The organism is Streptococcus sp. 23.2 (assembly GCF_016648665.1).
Lineage (GTDB): Bacteria > Bacillota > Bacilli > Lactobacillales > Streptococcaceae > Streptococcus > Streptococcus salivarius_E.
Map to the genome: position 1 here is coordinate 60499 of NZ_JACLQJ010000010.1, position 15109 is coordinate 75607.

The 15109-nt window shown below is 40.0% G+C and carries 18 protein-coding genes; all 18 read right to left on the reverse strand.

From position 1 onward, the window contains the following. Window positions 1–74: 74 nt before the first annotated feature. Entirely contained in the window at window positions 75–728 is a 654-nt protein-coding gene (gene phoU, locus H7T98_RS06595; RefSeq protein ID WP_004182526.1) for a phosphate signaling complex protein PhoU, read from the reverse strand. A gap of 28 nt (window positions 729–756) precedes the next feature. Then, on the reverse strand, window positions 757–1515 hold the full coding sequence (pstB, locus tag H7T98_RS06600) for a phosphate ABC transporter ATP-binding protein PstB (protein WP_110981396.1): 759 nt from the start codon (window positions 1513–1515) through the stop codon (window positions 757–759). Between the two features lie 12 nt (window positions 1516–1527). Beyond that, window positions 1528–2331, reverse strand: a complete 804-nt coding sequence (gene pstB, locus H7T98_RS06605) for a phosphate ABC transporter ATP-binding protein PstB (RefSeq protein ID WP_110981397.1) — start codon at window positions 2329–2331, stop codon at window positions 1528–1530. Between the two features lie 10 nt (window positions 2332–2341). Further along, window positions 2342–3226: a phosphate ABC transporter permease PstA gene (gene pstA, locus H7T98_RS06610; RefSeq protein ID WP_110981398.1), complete on the reverse strand. Its 885-nt coding sequence runs from the start codon at window positions 3224–3226 to the stop codon at window positions 2342–2344. Then, complete coding sequence (gene pstC, locus H7T98_RS06615) at window positions 3216–4130, reverse strand: phosphate ABC transporter permease subunit PstC (protein ID WP_110981399.1); 915 nt, start codon at window positions 4128–4130, stop codon at window positions 3216–3218. Before pstC ends, pstA begins: the two co-directional genes overlap by 11 nt. 2 nt (window positions 4131–4132) lie before the next feature. Continuing rightward, the gene (locus tag H7T98_RS06620) at window positions 4133–5008 is read right to left on the reverse strand and encodes a phosphate ABC transporter substrate-binding protein PstS family protein (protein WP_110981400.1); all 876 of its coding nucleotides are present in this window, start codon (window positions 5006–5008) and stop codon (window positions 4133–4135) included. A gap of 125 nt (window positions 5009–5133) precedes the next feature. After that, complete coding sequence (locus H7T98_RS06625; RefSeq protein WP_201061538.1) at window positions 5134–6444, reverse strand: RsmF rRNA methyltransferase first C-terminal domain-containing protein; 1311 nt, start codon at window positions 6442–6444, stop codon at window positions 5134–5136. A gap of 80 nt (window positions 6445–6524) precedes the next feature. Beyond that, entirely contained in the window at window positions 6525–7292 is a 768-nt protein-coding gene (locus tag H7T98_RS06630) for an inositol monophosphatase family protein (RefSeq protein ID WP_110981531.1), read from the reverse strand. Further along, on the reverse strand, window positions 7282–7563 hold the full coding sequence (locus H7T98_RS06635; protein ID WP_004182521.1) for a UPF0223 family protein: 282 nt from the start codon (window positions 7561–7563) through the stop codon (window positions 7282–7284). Before H7T98_RS06635 ends, H7T98_RS06630 begins: the two co-directional genes overlap by 11 nt. Further along, window positions 7556–7969 carry a Spx/MgsR family RNA polymerase-binding regulatory protein gene (locus tag H7T98_RS06640; RefSeq protein ID WP_002890965.1) on the reverse strand — a complete coding sequence of 138 codons (414 nt, stop codon included), beginning with the start codon at window positions 7967–7969 and terminating at the stop codon, window positions 7556–7558. Before H7T98_RS06640 ends, H7T98_RS06635 begins: the two co-directional genes overlap by 8 nt. Window positions 7970–8038: 69 nt before the next feature. Further along, window positions 8039–8950: a bifunctional riboflavin kinase/FAD synthetase gene (locus tag H7T98_RS06645; protein ID WP_110981402.1), complete on the reverse strand. Its 912-nt coding sequence runs from the start codon at window positions 8948–8950 to the stop codon at window positions 8039–8041. Beyond that, on the reverse strand, window positions 8947–9828 hold the full coding sequence (truB, locus tag H7T98_RS06650) for a tRNA pseudouridine(55) synthase TruB (RefSeq protein ID WP_073949854.1): 882 nt from the start codon (window positions 9826–9828) through the stop codon (window positions 8947–8949). Before truB ends, H7T98_RS06645 begins: the two co-directional genes overlap by 4 nt. Window positions 9829–9947: 119 nt before the next feature. Continuing rightward, entirely contained in the window at window positions 9948–11294 is a 1347-nt protein-coding gene (locus H7T98_RS06655) for a DUF438 domain-containing protein (protein ID WP_073949853.1), read from the reverse strand. 1 nt (window position 11295) lies between these two features. Then, complete coding sequence (locus H7T98_RS06660; RefSeq protein WP_110981403.1) at window positions 11296–11529, reverse strand: DUF1858 domain-containing protein; 234 nt, start codon at window positions 11527–11529, stop codon at window positions 11296–11298. Window positions 11530–11617: 88 nt separating this feature from the next. Continuing rightward, window positions 11618–12238 carry a restriction endonuclease subunit S gene (locus H7T98_RS06665; protein ID WP_110981404.1) on the reverse strand — a complete coding sequence of 207 codons (621 nt, stop codon included), beginning with the start codon at window positions 12236–12238 and terminating at the stop codon, window positions 11618–11620. A 126-nt stretch (window positions 12239–12364) separates the two neighbouring features. Next, window positions 12365–12859, reverse strand: a complete 495-nt coding sequence (tpx, locus tag H7T98_RS06670) for a thiol peroxidase (protein ID WP_110981405.1) — start codon at window positions 12857–12859, stop codon at window positions 12365–12367. A gap of 67 nt (window positions 12860–12926) precedes the next feature. Next, window positions 12927–13682: an HAD hydrolase family protein gene (locus tag H7T98_RS06675; protein ID WP_110981406.1), complete on the reverse strand. Its 756-nt coding sequence runs from the start codon at window positions 13680–13682 to the stop codon at window positions 12927–12929. A 60-nt stretch (window positions 13683–13742) separates the two neighbouring features. Beyond that, a complete protein-coding gene (locus tag H7T98_RS06680) occupies window positions 13743–15023 on the reverse strand; it encodes an O-acetylhomoserine aminocarboxypropyltransferase/cysteine synthase family protein (RefSeq protein ID WP_037597805.1) in 1281 nt (426 codons plus the stop codon). Between the last annotated feature and the right edge of the window lie 86 nt (window positions 15024–15109).

Below are 15109 nucleotides of genomic sequence, written 5' to 3' on the forward strand. Positions count from 1 at the left end.
TAGACTCTTTTACAAAAGAAAAGGGTCTGAATTATTCAATACAAACCCATTATAACATAGATTGGAAGCTTTGCCTACAGTTCAATGATTTTACCAGATTTGAGGTAGACAACCCACTCGCAGAGATTGCGGGCATAGTCACCGATACGTTCCAAATACATAAGTACTTGGAAATATTCTTTGGCAGCGAAGGCAGCATCTGGATTCTTACGAACACCTTCTACTGTCATAGCTTGAATATCACGGAAATAGTTATCAATGATTTCATCTGAAGCTGCGATTTCATAAGCGCGTCGTTCGTCACTGTTCAAGTAAACATCTAGAGCATCTTCGACCATGTGGCGGACTGCTTTCCCCATTTTCTTGATTTCAGCTTCAATTTCAGTTAGACGCTCTTCACCTTTAATGCGGATGGTTGCTTTAGCGATAGCAACGGCATGGTCACCCATACGCTCAACGTCGCTAGATGCTTTAAGTGCGGTGATAACTGTACGCAAATCACTTGATACAGGTTGCTGTAGAGCAATAATTTCAAGTGATTTTTTCTCAAGTTTGGTTTCGTAGTTATTGACGATTTCGTCATTTTCAATGACTTCCTTAGCCAAATCACGGTCATGGCTGATAAAGGCACGTACAGCTTTCTTAAGCTGAGCTGCAACCTCTGTACCCATAGCGTAAAATTGGTTGTGGAGTTTTTCTAATTCTTCTTCGAAGGGAGTTCGTAACATCATAATTTTTTTAGTAATCTGTCCTTTCTTAACCGAATTTACCGGTAATATAATCTTCAGTTTCTTTATGTTGTGGATTTAGGAACATGTCTTTCGTTGTTGAATACTCGATGAGCTCTCCATCAAGGAAAAAGGCTGTTCGTTGTGAGATACGACTTGCCTGCTGCATAGAACGAGTGACTAGCAACAAGGTGTATTGTTCTTTAAGGTTATAGAGGGTTTCCTCAATCTTACCAGCGGATATAGGGTCGAGGGCCGACGTTGGTTCGTCAAGAAGGATGACCTTTGGAGATGTGGCTAGCACTCGTGCAATGCAGACACGTTGTTGTTGCCCTCCTGAAAGTCCAAGTGCTGAGTCATGGAGACGGTCTTTAACCTCTTCCCAGATTGAAGCACCCTTTAGTGATTCTTCTACTGCTTGATCAAGAACAGCCTTATCTTTGATACCATTGATACGAAGTCCGTAAACAACGTTTTCATAGATTGACATTGGAAAAGGGTTAGGTTGTTGGAAGACCATTCCGATTTCTTTTCTGAGCTCAACAGTATCTGTTCTAGGACTATAGACATTGTGACCGTTGTATGAAACAGCACCAGTAAGTGTCCATTCGGGATTTAAATCTCCCATTCGGTTGATAGAACGGAGCAGGGTTGATTTCCCGGATCCTGAAGGACCGATAAGGGCCGTGATTTCATTTGGATAGAAATCCATTGTCACATTATTGAGGGCTTTTTTCTTATTGAAATACACCGATAAATCATTAATTGAAATGATTGGTTCAGTCATAAGTGCTCCTTTCTATCCAAAGCGTCCTGATACATAGTCACTGGTTGACTGTAGGGCAGCATCTTGGAAGATTTTCTTGGTTTCATCATATTCGATAAGATCACCAAGGTAGAAGAATGCTGTATAATCACTAGCACGCGCTGCTTGTTGCATATTGTGCGTCACGATGATAATAGAGTAATCTTCCTTAAGTTCAAACATGGTCTCTTCGAGCTGCATAGTAGCTACAGGGTCCAATGAAGCTGCAGGTTCGTCCATGAGGAGAATCTGCGGTTTCACGGCAATAGCTCTTGCAATACAAAGACGTTGCTGCTGACCACCCGAGAGGGTAAAGGCAGATTTATGAAGGTCATCTTTAACTTGATCCCAAAGTCCAGCTTGCTTAAGTGATGTTTCAACAATCTCGTCCAAGGTTTGCTTATCTCTTACACCTTTACGTTCGTGAGCAAAGGTGATATTTCTGTAAATAGACTTGGCGAATGGATTTGGACGTTGGAAAACCATTCCAATATGTTTACGCATTTCATAAACATTGATATTACTTGCGTTAACATCGACTCCTTGATAAAGGATTTGTCCAGTAACCTTTGCAATATCAATCGTATCATTCATACGGTTTAGACTACGAAGAAAAGTTGATTTACCGCATCCTGAAGGCCCAATAAGAGCTGTGATTTTATTTTTCTCGAATTGCATGTCAATGCCTTTGATGGCTTCTTTTTGACCATAGTAGACATGCAAGTCCCTTGTTTCAAGAGCGAGCTCCTTCTCTGGGAAGGTGATAATATGACGCTCGTCCCAATTATATTTTGTCATAATAACTCCTTTAAGCGGATGTTAATTTCTTATGGAGGTAAGCTCCCAAACGACGTGCACCAAAGTTGAAAATCAGAATGAAAATCAAGAGCACTGCTGCTGAACCGGCAGATACTGCAGTGGCGTCAGGTGTCGTACCTTCTGAGTTGACCTTCCAGATGTGAACAGCAAGTGTCTCTGCTTGGCGGAAAATCGAAATTGGACTAGAGATGCTAAGCGGATTCCAGTCGCTCCAGTTAAGTGCTGGTGCAGATTGACCTGCTGTATAGATAAGCGCTGCTGCTTCTCCGAAAATACGACCAGAAGCAAGAACGATACCAGTAACAATACCAGGTAAGGCTTCTGGAACAACAACGTGACAGATAGTTTCCCAGCGAGACAAACCTAGAGCTAGGCCAGCTTCACGTTGGGTATGGTGAACGGTTCTTAAGCTATCTTCAACCGTACGAGTCATTTGTGGCAAGTTAAAGACAGTTAAGGCCAAGGCACCTGATAGGATTGAAAATCCATATTGAAATTGGACAACGAAAATCAAATAACCAAAGAGTCCGACCACCACTGAAGGTAGTGAAGATAGGATTTCAATACAGGTACGGACAAAGTTGGTAAGTCGTCCTTTTTTAGCATATTCTGATAAGAAGATGCCAGCTCCCATTGAAAGAGGCACAGAAATAATCAAAGTAATAACCAATAGGAAGAATGAGTTGTAGAGTTGAACCCCAATTCCTCCACCAGCTTTGTAGGATGATGATTGACTAGTCAAGAAAGACCAGCTGATGTGTGGTATCCCGCGAACCAAGATATAGAGAATCAAGGCGGCCAGGATTGTTACAATAATGCCAGCAATCACATAGAGTGTGCTGATGGCAATTTTATCAATTTTTTTAGCGTTCATAATTTCTCTTTCTCTCACGGGTAATGAATTTCACCAACATATTGAAACCAAGACTCATCAATAAGAGCACCAGGGCGAGAGACCAAAGGACATTGTTTGAAACAGTACCCATGACTGTATTTCCGATTCCCATAGTCAAGACAGATGTCAATGTTGCTGCTGGTGTCGTTAAAGAAGTTGGAATCACGGCGGAATTTCCGACAACCATTTGGATGGCCAGAGCTTCACCAAAGGCACGGGCCATACCAAAGATAACGGCCGTGAAGATACCTGGTTTAGCCGCATTAAGTGTCACACGCCAAATCGTTTGCCAGCGTGTAGCCCCCATCGCTAGACTAGCTTCACGATAGTGACGAGGCACTGCACGAAGCGTATCTGTTGTCATAAAGGTTACGGTTGGTAGAATCATGACGAACAAGACAAAGGTACCTGAAAGAATACCAAAACCTGTTCCACCAAAAATTAAGCGAACAAATGGAACCACTACTTGGAGACCAATAAATCCATAAACAACGGATGGAATTCCGACCAAAAGTTCAATAGCGGGTTGTAGGAATTTAGCCCCTTTAGGAGAAATCTCAGTCATAAAGATGGCTGCTCCAATGGCAAATGGGGTTGCAACCAAGGCTGAAAGCAAAGTCACTACGAATGATCCCAAAATCATTGGTAGAGCCCCGAATTTGCCTTCAGATGGTGACCAATCACCACTAAAGAGAAACTCGACCAAGCTAATTTTATTGACAAAGAAAGTCGCCAGCCCTTTTTGAGCAACGAAAAGTAAAATCATCGCTACGATGAAAACAATCAAGGCCAGGCAAAGGAAAGTGATTGTTTTACCAAACTTTTCGAGGCGTGAATTTTTAGAGGGTGATGTTAATTGCTTCACCAATTCTTCATTTTTCATGCTTATTCCTCACTCTTCTTTGAGACTTTACCATCAGCATCCTTGGTAACTTTCATGCTATGGATGGAAATGTAACCCATTTTTGCGACGACGTTTTCTTGGACTTCGTCACTCATCATGTAATCTAAGAAATGTTTGGTATAGCTATCCGGTTTTCCCTTGGTATACATATGTTCGTAGGACCAAATCGGCCAATCGTTAGTTGCAACATTTTCAGCTTTGGGTTCAAATCCATTTAACTTCAATGTTTTAACAGAATCATCAAGGTAAGCAAATGATAGGTATGAAATAGCACCTGGTGTCTGAGCAACGATTGACTTAACCATACCGTTAGAATCTTGCTCTTGGGTACGGATTGGTGATTTACCATCCATAATCACTGCATCGAAAGTTGCGCGTGATCCTGAGCTAGCTGCACGGTTAATAATAGTAATCTCTTGGTCTTTACCACCAAGCTGTTTCCAGTTTGTGATTTCACCAGTGAAAATCTTACGCAGTTGTTCTGTTGTCAAGTTATCTACAGAGACTTCTTTGTTTGTAATAACTGCAATCCCAGCAACGGCAACTTGAAAGTCGACAAGCTTACTAGCATCAATTCCCGATTTTTCCTCGGCAAAAAGGTCACTGTTACCAATTTGAACGGCACCGGATTGTACTTGAGAAAGTCCAGTACCAGAACCGCCCCCCTGAACGTTAACGATATTGTCAGGGTTCTTTTCAGCAAACCCATCTGCTGCCGCCTCCACTAAGGGTTGAAGGGCCGTAGAACCAACTGCTGTAATGGACTGGCCACGGTCAATCCAAGAGGCACAGCCAGTTAAAACCAGCATGGCCATTGCCAGTGACAGAATCACTGCAAGGACTTTTGTTTTTTTCATTTTTGTCCTCCGACATTTTGTAACATAAGTAAGAAAGTGTCTCATAGATATGCTGTTAAAAGACACCTATCTAATTATAACAAGTATAGGATAACTAAGTCATATTAAAGTTTGGTTACAGGTTCTTAAATGTGAAATCTTAATCCTTTAGGATAGTAGTTTTTAACCGTATTTCCAACAACTTTAGCAAACCCAAAACCATTGCCGTCCACTAAAAGCTGATACCAACCGTTAGGATGTGTTTGATTTAGAGTAACCACATTACCAGAAACGTATTGGGTAAACTGGTCTTGACTTAGCTCTATACTTGAAACAACTTCATCAGATGTTAAAGCAATTCCAAGAGCAAAACTTGGTTCGAAACGTTTTTTCTTGAAGACACCAAGATGCAAACCGTTACGAGCGATTTTAACTTTAGAAAGGTCTGGGAGCCCTTTTGGAAGCAGGTAGAGATTGTCCCCAAAAACTTGCAGTAAACCATCCAGTCTAGTTTTAAGGTGTTTTTTTGCAAAATCTTCCCAAAGTTGCTTCTGCTCCTTGTTTAGGTTAGATTTTCCCTCTTTGATACGTGTTTGCTCAGGCACGCGCTTATCCTGGAATTTTGCCACAAACTGGCCTTCACCTTTGAAATGGTGTGGATACATTCGAGCTGTTTCTGGAAAATCAATTCCATCACTCATGCCATTTAATTTAGGGATTGCCACCAATTCAAGATCAGGATTATTTTCTAAAATCCAAGCAACAATACCTTCATTTTCCTCAGGAGACCATGTGCAGGTTGAGTAGATCAATTGTCCACCAGGAGCGAGCATTTTCAAACCGTCTGATAAGATGTCCTTCTGTAATTGTGCCAGTTCACTAGGATACTCCTTATGCCAATATTGGATTGCATCAGGATCCTTACGAAACATTCCTTCTCCAGAACATGGTCCATCAAAGACAATCGTATCAAAATAATTTTTGAAAACTTTGGCTAGTTTATCAGCTGACGTGTTTGTCACAATAACATTTCTCGCTCCAAAACGCTCAATGTTTTCAACTAGAATTTTGCTACGCTTTGGATTGATTTCATTGCTGACCAACAGTCCTGTATTATCTAGGTAACTAAGAAGATGAGTAGACTTTCCGCCTGGAGCAGCTGCCAAGTCTAAGACACGACTTCTCTTGGCAGGAGCTGCTACTTGAGCAACCATTTGAGCAGCTGGTTCCTGAGAATATACCAAACCAGTTGCATGATCGGCAGATTTTCCAGAAATTTTACCGTAATGGCCCCAAGGTGTTTCAGGAATGGCATTAGGAAAGTCCTTCTGTTGCTTTTTAAGAGGGTTGGTACGGTAGGCGGACACGGCTTCTTGGTCAAAAGATGCAAAGAAGTCCTTCGCTTCATCTCCAAGGAGCTTATTATATTTTTCTATAAAGTCTGATGGAAATTGCATAGTTTCCTTTCTATCAAAAAACTGGACTAACCAAGAGAACTTGCTGTTCTGATTTGTCCAGTATGGTTTTGTGTTTCAAATTAATTTTCTGAGCCCATAATATGCTTGATCTCTTCAAGTCTGTCTTTAGGGACAAGCATCACAGCTTGACGACTAGAATAATCCAGTGGTTCTCCAGAAATGGTCTCAAGGTGATAACCCAATTTTTCTCCCATAATACTTGCTGCGGCATAGTCCCATGGGTAAATAACTGAAAAGTAAGCTAAAATTTGACCAGATAGGACTTTTGACATGCTTAAACCAGCACCACCGTAGACACGAACGCCCAAGGTCTTATCAATAAGGTCTTTTAAGCCGTGAAAATTTTTAGCATACATAGCTCCATTGCTAGCGACTAGGCAACGGTCTAAAGGTGGGTTTTTATATGCTGGAAGCAACTTGTCATTACAATACACATCAAACTGGCCACCACCATAGAAAAGTTGATCAGCCATGACGTTATAAATGAGGCCGAATTTTCCTTGCCCCTCTTCATAGTAGGCAATCATAACACAAAAATTATCTTGTTGGACAATAAAATTGACCGTTCCATCAATAGGATCCAAGACCCAGACATTTCCATCTTTGATATTATGAACCAAGCCATTTTCTTCAGCGAAAATATTGTCTGAAGGGAAGGAGGATTTAATACGTGCCACGAGTAAATCTTGTGTTTGTTTGTCAATATTAGTTACTAAATCATCAAAAGCCGTCTTTTCTTCGACCGTGATAGTTTTACTCAAACTTTCTTTAATAAAAGCACCGGCTTCTTTGATGATTTCTTTGGCGAAAATCAGTTTATTTTCCAAGTGATACAAATCCTTTATCTTTTGCTTTAGCAGCTTTGACAGCTTGATAGGTTGAAAAACCGCTAGCTTCTTCAAAGGCCTTGTCTAGTTGTTTTTCAGGTGCTTTGCCTGGAACAACGGTTTTAAATGCCTTATAGGCTTGCAAGAGTTGGTCACGGTCAACCTTGCTCTCGTATGCTTTTTCTACCTGACTCAAAAAATGAAGCACTGTGGTAATTTCCTCAGTGCTCCATGATGGATCGAGTGGGTAGGAATAATTTCCTTTAGTCATTGTTACCCTCAATTTCAGCTCGAATGGTCGCTTGGCGCAATTCTTGCTTTCTATAATCACGAGGCAAAAAGGCACGAATTTCATCTTCGTTGAAACCAATTTGCATGCGTTTGGTGTCCATAATGATAGGTCGACGAAGAAGATTTGGGTATTCAGAAATCAATTGAATGAGTTCCTTGATGGTCAAATCATCCACATCGATATTCAGCTTCTGAAAGACTTTTGAACGAGTTGAAATGATATCTTCAGTACCATTTTCCGTGTAAGACAAAATCTTCATTAACTCATCGTGAGTTAATGGGCTCGTGATAATATTGTGTTCGTCAAAAGCAACTTCATGATTGGTCAACCAGGCTCGTGCTTTCCTACAGCTGGTGCAGCTAGGTGATAAAAATAAAGTTACCACGCAAACACCCCTTTCACTTTAACATTCCTAATCATTATACATTATTTGATTAGTTTTGGCTACGCTTTCTTAAAATTTTTCCGCGATTTTTTTATCAGCCTCCAGTTGAGCACATAGTTCATCGATATTATTGAACTTAATCATATCACGGATATAATCCAGCCAAAAAACTTCAATTGTCTTTCCATAAATATCGCCTTCAAAATCAAAGATATTGGCTTCAAGACGGAGTTCTGTTCCCCCAAAGGTAACGTTTTTTCCTAGGCTAGTCATGGAACGATAACGTTTGCCATCAATTACAACATCGGCAACATAGACACCATCAGCTGGTAGAAAAGTCCTATCAATAGGTGCTAAATTTGCTGTTGGAAAACCAATGGTACGTCCACGGGCATCACCATGCACCACGATGCCACGTGTAGAGAATTCATGGCCAAGGAGTTTATTGGCTTCTTTAACCTTGCCTTCTCGTATTAATTGACGCACACGTGTTGACGAAATCTTTTCACCATCGCTTTGTTGCTCCTCAATGACATGAACATTACCAGAAAAATTACGGGCTAAATAGTCCGCATCTGTTCGATGATGTCCAAATTTGTAATCAAAGCCCACAACAACCTCTTGGGCTTTTAGACGTTTAATATAACGAGCAATGAAATCGTCTGAACTCGTTCGGGCAAAATCACTATTAAAATCTGTCAAATAAAGCTGATCAGTGCCATAGGCTTTAAAAAGATCACAACGTCTCTGAGGTGCTGTGATATGAAGGAGGAGATCATCCGTATACCTTTGAAAAGTCAATTGAGGACTCTCATTAAAGGTAAGGACAGCTACTTCAAGCTGTTTTTCATCAGCAATCTGGCGCGCCTTATCAAAAAGGACCTTATGACCACGGTGAAGAGCATCGAAATACCCTAAGACAAGAACCGTTTCCTTTTCCTGATGGATATCTTTATAATCATTAATAGAAGTTACTTTCATTGACTTAATACTTTTCTAGGTTTATAAACTTGATTTCGCTTTTCCATGATGGCTAGAACCTTGTCTCCTAAAAAGGCCGCAACTAAGGGTTCTTGGCTATCGATAGTAATAAAGCGACCAAATGAAATTTCTTTAGCATCATCCTCAGTGACTTGAACAGCTGGTAGGTCCTGAACACCAAATTCGATGGGAAGGAGGAAGGAAGTATCCCCCGCTTCTACCATTTCTGAAATTTGTGAGAGTGTTAGTGCCTTATCTAAGGTTAGACCAGCTGAGGCTGTTCGACGAAGAGCAGACATATGACTCGCGTATCCGAGTTTAGCACCCAAATCGACAGATAAAGTACGGACATAAGTCCCCTTGCTACAAGCAACACGGAAGGTGAATTTTGCGGTATTGTTTTCCAATTCAATAGGAGAGGTACGGACAAATTCGGTAATTGTCACTTGACGTTGTGGACGCTCTACTTCTTCTCCAGCGCGGGCGTACTCATAAAGTTTCTTTCCGTTGACCTTAACCGCTGAATACATAGGAGGAGTTTGTGTGATTTCTCCCTCAAAACTAGCCATTGCCATATCGACGGTTTCTTCATCTAACTCTGTAACCGGAGTTGTTTGAACGACATCTCCACTAGCATCCTCGGTAGTTGTTGAAAATCCAATGGTAATTTCTCCCTCGTAGACCTTTCCTGCTTCAGTCATGTATTCAATAACACGAGTCGCTTTTCCAATCGCTATAGGTAAAACACCAGTAACATCTGGATCAAGGGTACCTCCATGTCCGATTTTTTTCTCTTGTAATATTTTACGTAGTTTAAATACAGCATCATGACTGGTCATTCCAGCCTCTTTTTTGAGATTAATAATTCCTGAAATCATACTTTTAATTATATCAAAAGCAATCCTAAAGAGCTAGGTAGAAACATAAAGAGGCAGAGAGCAAAGTCTCAAACCTCTTAAGTATTATAGTCATAAGCAATCGCAGGTCTGCTAGCTTATTAATCGATATCTCTATTAAGGTCGCTTTCCAATTCAAAGAAAGGCTGAATATCCTGCACATATTCTAGGACACCCTGAAAGTCTCCCTTGTCATCTCTAACAGCTGCATAGGTAACATAGACGAATTTTCCTAAACGTTCAGATTTGAACCACATTGGAACTTGGTCACGCTCTCCACTTCTTAGTAATTCAAAGATTTTCTTGACCTTATCAAGCACTTTTGGCGGATGACAAAGTTCAACGTTTCGTCCAATTTGGCTAGGTGTTCGTTTAAAAACCATTTCATTAGCAGGAACATTATCATTATAGTATTGGAAAATATCGTCTTTATTGACGAAAGTGATTTCCAAAGGAAGATGGTTGAGAATGAGATTGGCCTGCTCCACAGAAAGATAACCGTTGCCAAAAGGCTGAGTCGTTTCTCTATCTACGACAGTTTCAGTTTTTGGTTTTGGAGTGAAGCTGATGGTAAACTGCCCTTCGGGAGTGTCAATAATTCGGGTATTGTCCAGATGTTCGTCACTACTTAGTTCAGATTGTTCTTGCGATGTATCAGCATTTACCTCCTCAAAACGTTCACGCTTAGGTTTCCAGACAGCTGTAGGTTTTATTATTGCATAGCCATAGGCATCGCTTTCTTCGGCAATCGAAAGCCAATCGTCTTGCGTGAAGGTTTCAAGCAGAATCATAAGTAAGATAGCCTCTTCTTTGAAAATCATGGCTTCAAACTCTTCTGAGAATGCTTCGAAAGACTTTGAAAATTCTTCTAAATCAGCCTCTGGAAGTTCTTTTAGTTTAGCTTCTGCCGCTCTAAAAAGTTTTCGGATGTCATCGTCTACTCCCCACATCACTTTTGGAGGGGAGTCATGGCCGTAACGCTCCATTATTGGAAAGAAAAGCTTTTCTTTACGCGTATAATGATTATGGAATTGACCAAGTAGAGTCATCTGATGCTTAAGTCCATTGAACAAGTCAGATTTAAAATCTTCATTTTCAGGCTTACTAATATTTTCTATGATACGTCGGATACGGAGAATAGCTGAACGTAGGGCTAAATTCTCTTGTTTAAACACATAGACAGGGTGGCCCTCTTGATCAGTGTCTGCCACTTCCACATCTGCAATAGCACCTTTAAAGAGGTTTGCGTGGACATTACAGAGGCTCATTACGTCTTCAAAGGTAACCCCATCTTCTGATGACATCAATTCATGCTCCATCATAGAGATTTCGAGGGCAGATACTCCCTTGAAGTGTTGATTGAAGCGCTCTTGAACACTCTCAGGACTGGCTCCATGGTGCAAATCTAGTAGAATTTCTTTGAGTATTTGAATACGATTATCTTCCATATCAGTCACCAATTACGTCATAACCGTTGAAAATCAAGGTTTGCTTGATTTTATCTAGGGGAATATTAGCTAACTTAGAGCCAGCTTTTAGACTAGTCACCTTACCGACAGTATTTAGCATAGCTGGATTAGACAAGGACTTGAAACCGAGATCAATCAGTAATTCCTTAACCTCTGGATGCTCTTTAATGATTGTTGCAACAGGTTGTGATAAATCTATAGTGTTGGTAGTCATAATGACCTCCTAATAACATATTTACTACTTCCATTATACACGAGAATAATGAAAAAAAACCAACAAATCTTAGTTTGCTGGCTTTTGATTAATTTCCAAATAGAGCTTCTGTCACATTATGCTGGATATTTTCCCACTCCTGCTCAGCCCTCACCATCTTACGATGGTAATCAGCACGCCCACGCAAGTAGGCAGCAATTTGATAATCTTGCTTCACAATTGGTATCTCAGGAATTTTGATGTCTAGGAGATCAGCCGTCGATAAATTTAGGACGGCCTTTCCCTTATCAGCATAGTCTAAATAGGCACGACCAATCTCTGTCTCAAGAAAAAACTTGATGTAGAAACCACGGAGTTTTTCCTTAGGTCGTAATACTGTGATATTTGATGAGGCGACAACTTCACGCTTGCCCTGATCCTCGAAAACAGCAACTTTTTGTACAGTTCCCTTAGATGCAATAAGAACATCACCGTCTTCTAAGAGAAATCGTAAAAGTTTGCGTTGTTCCTCAGAAAACGTTTTAAGGGCATCGTAGGCAATGCCGTTGGGTGTCATATCCGATAGATTAATGACAGCAAATTCGCCAGGATCTGCCTTAGCAGGAACAGCTTTTCCTTTAAATTGATCGACAACATCGCCTAAACGAACAAGTTTGTCTGTATTAGCTTCGTAATCGATAATCAGTTGAGGTCTTTCTTTTTCAGACATTGAATCTCCTTTTTATATTTTACTATCCATATTGAGTATTGCTATACAATAATAGCAAGATGCTAATACTTTTGCAAGTAAAAACTGTAAGAAAGGCAAAAATAAAAAAGAGACCTGAGCCTCATTTTATAAGCTTTTAACCGCTGCTACTGCTGCTTCATAGTTTGGATCAGTATTGATATTGTTCAAATATTCGACATAAGTAATCTTATTGTCAGCATCTGCCACTAAAACTGCACGCGCTAACAAGTGCCATTCTTCAATGAGGACACCATAATCTTTACCAAAACTATTATCATAGTAGTCAGAAAGCATGATGGCATTTTCAAGTCCTTCAGCACCACACCAACGAGCTTGTGCAAATGGTAGGTCCACTGAAATAGTAATAACTACTGTATCGTCTAATTCTGACAATTCCTTATTAAAGGTACGTGTTTGAGTTGAACAGATACCAGTATCGATTGATGGAACGATAGAGATAACTTTTTTCTTTCCATCGAATTCTGAAAGTGATTTTTTCGTCAAATCTGCTGCTGTTAAGTTAAAGTCACGCAAGGTATCTCCAACTTGAAGTTGTTTGTCTTCTGCTACTGTAACTGGTTTTCCAATAAATGTTGGCATGTTAATTGTCCTCCAATACTTTTTTTACTATTGTACTGTAAATATAGCAATAAGCCTAAGCATTTGTTTAGAACTTTTCAAACAGTAGTCTAATTTTTTCAGCAATAACTGCATTAATTGCAGGAATAACCTCATCCGCAAAGTTTTTTAGGTAGGGATAATCACCAATTTGCACTCCATATATAGCATTTTTGAAAAGAGAAATATCATTTTGATCATTTCCAAATGCTACAAAGGCTTTACCAAAGTGGTTTAAAACAGTACTAGCCTTGGTCACACCTTTAGGATTAATGTAAAGACATCTTTCAATATCATGATAACTAAGGTCTAAACATTCCAGTTTGTTTAGATTAAAGATAAGGTCTTCACGTATATCTTCATGCTCTACAAGTGGAATAACAACTTTGATAGGCTCATTAAGTTCATGAACAGGCAAAATCCTTGCTTTGTTTAATGGATCAACATTTGAAAGAAAAGGGATTTGCTCAGGATTTTGAATAGCACAATTAAAGGTATCATCAATAAAATAAGGGAGATTATAAGTATCACAGTAGCTAACAATCGTTCTGAGAGCAGGAGAAGGTATTGTGTATTGTGATACTAAAAGTTCATCTTGAAAGACTTCGCCGCCGTTTAAGCCAACTACTATCAGCTTTCTCAATTCTCCTTCTAAAATACTAAGACAATCTCTGTAAGAGCGTGCTGTTGCAAAAATAATGTCATGCCCGTATTTTGGTGCAGTTAAAAGAACCTTTTGTAGGTCTTTTGACATGGTCATACCATCAAAACATAGGGTTCCATCCAAATCAAAAACAAATTTCATAGGGATAGTATAACAAAAAACCAGCTAAAGAGCTGGTTAAATTATTTTGTATTGAAATACTTAGATTTTATCAAGAGCTAGTTTTAAATCTTCAATCAAATCATCTGCGTTTTCCAAACCAACTGAGATACGAATTTGATTTGGAGTGACACCACAAGCCAGTAAATCAGCTTCTGCTAATTGTTGGTGAGTTGTTGTTGCAGGGTGCACCACCAAAGATTTTGCATCAGCAACGTTAGCTAAATCTGAGAAGATTTCAAGATTATCAATTACGGTACGTGCTTCGTCTTGTCCACCTTTAACATGGAAAGTGAAAATAGAACCTGGACCTTTAGGGAAGTATTTTTGTGCCAAGTCATAGTAAGGACTTGATGGTAATCCAGGATAGTTAACCTTTTCAACTTTTGGATGATTTTCCAAAAAGTCTACGATTTTTTTAGTATTTTCGACGTGGCGTTCGACGCGAAGTGAAAGTGTTTCAAGTCCTTGCAAGAGCAAGAAAGCATTGAAAGGTGCCAAGGCAGCCCCTGTGTCACGCAAAAGTTGTGTACGAAGGGCAGTTACAAATGCTGCTGGACCAACATCACGCGTATAGCTGATATTGTGGTAAGATGGGTCCTCGTCAACCAACTGTGGGAATTTGCCTGAAGCTTCCCAGTCAAATTTACCAGAATCGACGATAAGACCTCCAATAGTTGTTCCATGTCCACCGATAAACTTAGTTGCAGAATGAACCACGATATCTACACCATGGGAGATAACATTGATGAGATATGGAGTTCCAAAAGTATTGTCAGCAACCAATGGAATCTTATGACTGTGAGCAATCTCAGCAATTTTTTCAAAATCAGGAATATTGATAAGCGGATTTCCCAAAGACTCAATCAAGACAAGCTTGGTATTATCTTTGATAGCAGCTTCAATTTCTTCAGGATTGTCAACATCTACAAAAGTTGTTGTGATACCATAGCGTGGAAGGGTTTCTTTTAAGAGATTGAATGTCCCACCATAGAGGGTTGTCGCAGCAACAACGTGATCGCCAGCATGTGCCAAACCAAGGATAGCATAGGTGATTGCAGCCATACCTGATGCCGTAGCCAAGGCACCAACACCACCTTCGAGGGCTGCAATACGTTCTTCAAGTACTGCTACTGTTGGATTGGTAATACGTGTGTAAATATTACCAGGTTTTCTAAGGGCAAAGAGATCTTCACCTTCTTGAGCGTCGTCAAAAACATATGAAGTGGTTTGGTAAATTGGAACAGCACGTGATTTTGTTTCCTTGTCAGGTGTTTGTCCAGCGTGTAATTGTAAGGTTTCAAATGAAAATTCTCGTGACATATGGGTGTCCTCCAAAACAAAAGTTGCCTTCATTCTACACCCAGAAAAGCTAGCTGTCTAATAGAAATTTTTTATCAAAGTGATAG